The 5,331-nt window shown below is 59.4% G+C and carries 3 protein-coding genes and 2 pseudogenes; 3 read left to right on the top strand and 2 right to left on the bottom strand.

All coding sequences use genetic code 11. The annotated features are described in order from the left end of the window. Positions 1–141, top strand: a pseudogene (locus EN932_RS28225) (aldehyde dehydrogenase family protein); the annotation flags it as partial. 538 nt (positions 142–679) lie between these two features. On the opposite strand, the pseudogene EN932_RS28220 reads toward EN932_RS28225, so the two are convergent. Together EN932_RS28220 and EN932_RS28215 are read right to left on the bottom strand one after the other, a co-directional pair. Then, positions 680–1,140 (bottom strand): annotated as a pseudogene (locus EN932_RS28220) (OB-fold nucleic acid binding domain-containing protein); the annotation flags it as partial. A gap of 307 nt (positions 1,141–1,447) precedes the next feature. After that, positions 1,448–3,379, bottom strand: a complete 1,932-nt coding sequence (locus tag EN932_RS28215; RefSeq protein ID WP_063169287.1) for a potassium transporter Kup — start codon at positions 3,377–3,379, stop codon at positions 1,448–1,450. A gap of 975 nt (positions 3,380–4,354) precedes the next feature. On the opposite strand from EN932_RS28215, the gene EN932_RS39595 reads away from it, so the two are divergent. Both EN932_RS39595 and EN932_RS28205 read left to right on the top strand, forming a co-directional pair. After that, positions 4,355–4,633, top strand: coding sequence for an AlpA family phage regulatory protein (locus EN932_RS39595; protein WP_063169289.1), 279 nt, complete (start codon positions 4,355–4,357; stop codon positions 4,631–4,633). Beyond that, positions 4,630–5,262: a hypothetical protein gene (locus EN932_RS28205; protein ID WP_063169290.1), complete on the top strand. Its 633-nt coding sequence runs from the start codon at positions 4,630–4,632 to the stop codon at positions 5,260–5,262. Before EN932_RS39595 ends, EN932_RS28205 begins: the two co-directional genes overlap by 4 nt. Positions 5,263–5,331 lie beyond the last annotated feature (69 nt).

Genomic DNA, 5,331 nt, shown 5'->3' with positions numbered 1-5,331 from the left:
ATCATCTTCGATGATGCCGACATTGACGGTGCTGTTGACGGTGCGGTCCAGGCGAAGTTCCGCAATGCCGGCCAGACCTGCGTTTCCGCGAACCGCATTTACGTCCAATCGAGCGTTCACGATGAGTCCGCCGAGAAATTGTGGAGAAGGTCCGGCACTTATCAGTGGTCCGACGTCTACTCCCGGAGCGAAGCCGTCGCCAACCCAAGATCGAGTCCCACATCGCAGATGATAATTCGATGCGGGGCCGAACGATAAATATGCATGCTTTGGCCACCCCGAGGCAGGGCTCATTGAGATGATCCGACCGCCTTGGAACAAAGATGGGGTAGAGCAGATGAAGCGTTGGCAGCGTGTCTCCATTCGACGCGAGCGCTTAGGATGGGATCACGATCATTCGCATCACGCGCAGCCGCAAGGGCGATGCCATGGCTACTTTGGAATCGTTGAAGTGGTTTGAGCCGGACAGTCACAAATACACCCGTTACGCCGCGGCTCAGGAAACGGGGCGGCGTCCGGCGGTGGAGGTGCTCGCTGACTTAAAAAGGGTGCGGGCAGTCGTTGCGCTTGAGAGCGACGACATTTGGGATCCGGCACGGGGTGACCTGCTGCCAATCGGCAGTTAACAGGGTCCGACAAAAGTGTGCACAACATGCTGCTGAAGTGGCCTCCGGAAGCGCTACCGGAAGTTACGCGTCTTGAACTTGATAGGGTCGATATGGTCATACTGCATCGACGATGTCGCGCCCCTTCGGCATGCCGCGCGGATCGATGCCCGATCCGCCGTGATGAGCCTCGTCCCTCGGCCGTGCGGCAACGGAAACGGCGTCTTGCGGTTTCCCACGCTGGCCAGCCCGGCCGACAGATCGGTCAGCTCGTGGGCGACGAGGTGCACCACCTCCTCTTCCGTCGGATGCGTCCGCGGACGCCGAGCATGGCCGAAGCAAGAAGCACGCGCCGGAATTTCTCGAGAGATCTTGACCCAGACGACGACGTTTGCCGCACCCGTCTCATCCTCCAGAGGAACATGAAGCCTTTGGCCGAGCCCGGCCGCTGCCGGACCAGCACCAGGCCGGCGGCCTCGAGCCAGCTTCTGCCTCGCGCCTGCATAGCATCCTGACAGGTCACGGTGCGGCGCCGGTTAGGCGGCACGCCGATTTTGGCAACGCTAGCCTGTGAACTGAAGAATGAAGGTCGGACTTGCGGCACATCGATTAGGTTCAAATGATAAGTTGCTGCCCGGCGAGGTCGTTTCAGCGCATCTCGACTGGTGGGTCGGCAAGACAATGCGGAACGGAAATGATCGCAGGCGTAAAGGACGGCTTTCGGGGCCGGAAGCTTCAGGCCTGGAACCGGACCCCAGTTTGGCGCAAGCATCGTGGCCTCCGCCCGGTCAGGCATTCACCGGCTCGCGAAATGCCAATTGATTCTGCTTAACCGGGCATACCTAAACGGCCACTTGCGTTCCGATCTCGACCACACGTCCGGTCGGGATCTGGAAATACTCCGTCGCGTCGGCGGCCGTGCGCGCCAAGCCGATGAACAGCTTGTCCTGCCACACCGGCATGCCGGAGTTGGGTGACGCCTTGAGCGAGCGACGCGACAGGAAGAAGGACGTCGTCATGATGTCGAACTTCCAACCCTGCTTGCGGCAGATCGCCAGCGCACGCGGGATGTTAGGCTGTTCCATGTAGCCGAAGGTCAGTGTCACCCGCATGAACAGCTCATTGATCGTTTCCATCTTGATCCGCTCGCTGTCGGGCACCACGGGCTGCTGCGCCGTCACCACAGAGAGGATGACGTTCTGTTCGTGCAGCGCCTTGTAGTGCTTCAGGCTGTGCATCAACGCGGTCGGCGCACTGGCGGGATCGCTGGTCAGGAACACGGCCGTACCGGACACCAGCTGCGGTTTCTTCTTCAACAGATTGCCCGCAAGGAAATCGAGCGGAATCTGGTTCCTGCGCGTCTTGTCAAATAGATACCTGCTGCCTCTTATCCAAGTCCACATGGTCATCACGATCACTGCGGCAATGGCAAGCGAGGCCCAGCCGCCTTCGAATACCTTGACGATGTTAGCTGCAAAGAAGCCGGTATCGATGAAGACGAACACCGCCATTAAGGCTATCGCGACGCCGAGCGGCCATTTCCAGATGCGCGTCATCACAACAAAAAGCAGTATGTTCGTCACCAGCATATTGCCGGTCACCGAAATACCGTAGGCCGAGGCCAGCCGGCTGGATTCGCCGAAGCCGACCACCAGCAGCATCACCACCAGCGCCAGCATCAGGTTGATGCGCGGCAGATAGATCTGGCCCGACTGTTTTTCCGACGTGTGCTGGATGACGAAACGCGGCAGCATGTTGAGCTGTACCGCTTGCCTGGTCAGCGAAAAGGCGCCGGAGATCACCGCCTGGCAGGCGATCACGGTCGCCGCCGTGGCAAGCACGACCATCGGAATAAGCGTCCAGCCCTGGTTCATCTCGAAGAACGGATGACCGACAACGCCGCCATTTGCCAGCACGAAGGCGCCTTGCCCGACATAATTGAGCAACAGACAAGGGAACACGATCGCCAGCCAGGCGAGCACGATCGGCTTGCGGCCGAAATGGCCGAGGTCGGCGTAGAGCGCCTCGGCTCCGGTGACGGCGAGGAAGACTGCACCAACCGTAACGAAGGCGACGTCAGGCGAGTTGACCAGGAACGACACGATGTAATGCGGGCTGATTGCCAGCAGGATTTCCGGGTCGTCCATGATGTGGTTGAGCCCGGAAAGGCCGATGGCCAGGAACCACAGCGCGGTAACGGGTCCGAACACCAATCCTACGCCGCCGGTGCCAAACCGCTGTACCGCAAACACGATCGCCAGGATGGCCAGTGTCAGCGGCACCACATAGGGCTGGAACGTCGGCGTGACGACATTCATACCTTCGACCGCCGACAGTACCGAGATTGCCGGCGTAATGACGGCGTCGCCAAAAAAAAGCGCCGCGCCGACGATGCCGATGCCGATGCCGATGCCGAGGATCACCGCAGAGCAGGTCGGGAAACTGTTGCGCGCCAGCGCCATAAGCGACAGCACTCCGCCCTCGCCTCGATTGTCGGCGCGGAGCACGAACATGATGTATTTGATCGTCACGGTGATCGTCAGGGACCAGATGATCAGCGAGAGTACGCCGAGGATGTCGCCACGGCTGGCGACGTTGCCACCCGCTGATGCATGCAACGCCTCGCGAAATGCATAGATCGGGCTGGTGCCTATATCGCCATAAACGACACCTAGTGCGCCCAACATCAGCGCCTTGGTGCTGTGCTGCTCGACCTCAGAATGGCTCGATTGTTCGACAGGTTCTGCCTCGTTACCAGCATTGGTAAGGGCCATGGACGACACTCCGATAAGCGCGCGGTGCTCTACGCTTGCTGCACTGCAATATCAAGTTCCGTCACGTAATGTCTGCCGTCTCGCCTGTCGTTGCTCGCCTTGGTAGACTCGCCAGCCCGCAGCCCTACCGAGCAGCAATAGCGCCCCGGCAGAACCCTCAATCGCCCAGATCAATGAATGGTTATCGCCCACAGTGCCCCCCCGCGATGCGGCCGATGGCGACCAGGGTGTCGTGGGCGCACAAGGATGGCGCTTTCCTGATGACGCCGTGCTCCAGGTGTGATCGCACCGTTGCTGCGCAAGCCATTTACTTGCTCGTCCCAGCGAGGACCGTGGCCAACTGGAACGCAGGGCCACGCCGCTCACCGGCCGCACTTTGCGGCGCAGATAACGATTCGATCTCCGCGGCGAGATTCTGGTTGAAGAAGCCACCAAGCTTGTCGAAGGACACACGGTCGTAATATCGACATGCCAGTATCCGCAACCCAGAAAAGCTCCTTGGGCTCCGCTGCGCGCGCCACGAACAACCCGATCTTCTCTGCGAAGAGGACGCCGTAATCCTTCAGGTTGAAGCCAAACCGGGGGGCGGCCGTGACGTATGGGCGAAGGGCTAGGAGGCGGGTTCGGTGAGGAACGGCATTGATGTCCACGCCGTCTCCTGGAAAGACAGAGGAATGCGGTGTCACCGACTGGCGCCGGAGGTTGATCCGGTGATTAGGAGGAGCACTCGTTGTCGGATTCTCGACGATGTCGGACATCTGACACAACGCTGCCAGAGCGATCACGTTGTTCCGAAACGATTTTCCCAGTTGGCACGACAATTGCGGTCCTATGCGCAAAAGCACTGCGATGCCGCACCGACTGGAAGAACTCATCAATGATCACGCTTTTCGAACATGTGGGCGCCGCTACCAACACTAAGCGTTCCCGATCAAACGGAAGCCTCTATCCCTTCTTTCTGAAGGCTGTCCGGACATGAACGCATTTGATGTCCGTCCAACGCTGGATGCTCCCGACGACGATCTCTATCTTTGGCTTGAAGATGTGGAAGGCGAGCGGGCACTTGCCTGGGCCGCCGGCCAGTCGGCAAAGACCCTGAAGCACTTCAGTGGAACGCAGTTCGAGCGCGACCGCGCGACTCTGAAGGCAGGCCTGTTCCCTAAGCGGCGTCGCATCTCCCCCGGCCGAGTCGCATGGCTTGAATCCGATATCAGGGCTTGGATGGAAACTAGATCTGAGAGCCGCACCGCATGAATGTAGCCTCCCAATATCTTCTCCCGTCTGTGGCGCATCACGAAGCCGGGCACGCGGTGGCCGCCATCGTTTTGCACCGTCAGATGTTCGACGACGACCGTGAACTCCCTGCTTTCTCAAGTGTTAGTATTTACCCCGACGCCGGTGACGGAGAGTGCGGTGGTTTTGTCGAAGGCACGGTTTTCTATTCAGCGCAAGGATTCACCTCGGAGCTAAAGCCGATTTTCGAGAACGATATGGATCGACATTTCCAACGCGATGAAGCGATCCAAGAGATAGTTGCGTGTCTGGCAGGTCCTTTTGCAGAATCCGCATTCGAAGGCTATCTGGACCCGCGCGATATGGCGATGAATGCGTCCGATGGGAATGAGGGGAGCAGCGACTACGCGGATGCCAAGCGAATCTATGGTGAGTTGCGGTTCCTGATGCCGCGCCGCCCCCGTTGGAGGCGGATCGAAGATCGCACGGCCCGGCTAGTACTCGATCACTGGTCAGCCATCGAAGCATTGGCCGCGCATTTGCTGGTCAAGCATGATCTCCAATTCGATGAGGCTCTGACGATTGTTGCGCCGCATCTTCCGCCCATGCCAGCAGCTACGCCGCCAGAGCGTCATCCGCAGCCTGCTTGATCAGCCATTCGATGTGATTTGACCACATCTGCAACACCTCGCGCTTCTCCTTGACGTTGCTATAGAGAT

Origin of the sequence: Mesorhizobium sp. M7A.F.Ca.US.002.01.1.1, from assembly GCF_004022955.1 — a bacterium.
Taxonomy (GTDB): Bacteria; Pseudomonadota; Alphaproteobacteria; order Rhizobiales; family Rhizobiaceae; genus Mesorhizobium; species Mesorhizobium ciceri.
This window is presented reverse-complemented; position numbering and strand designations above follow the sequence as displayed.

Coding starts and splice junctions, on each gene's coding strand:
- EN932_RS28215 (WP_063169287.1), bottom strand. CDS start 3,379: ATGGCCCTTACCAATGCTGGTAACGAGGCAGAACCTGTCGAACAATCG.
- EN932_RS39595 (WP_063169289.1), top strand. CDS start 4,355: ATGAACGCATTTGATGTCCGTCCAACGCTGGATGCTCCCGACGACGAT.
- EN932_RS28205 (WP_063169290.1), top strand. CDS start 4,630: ATGAATGTAGCCTCCCAATATCTTCTCCCGTCTGTGGCGCATCACGAA.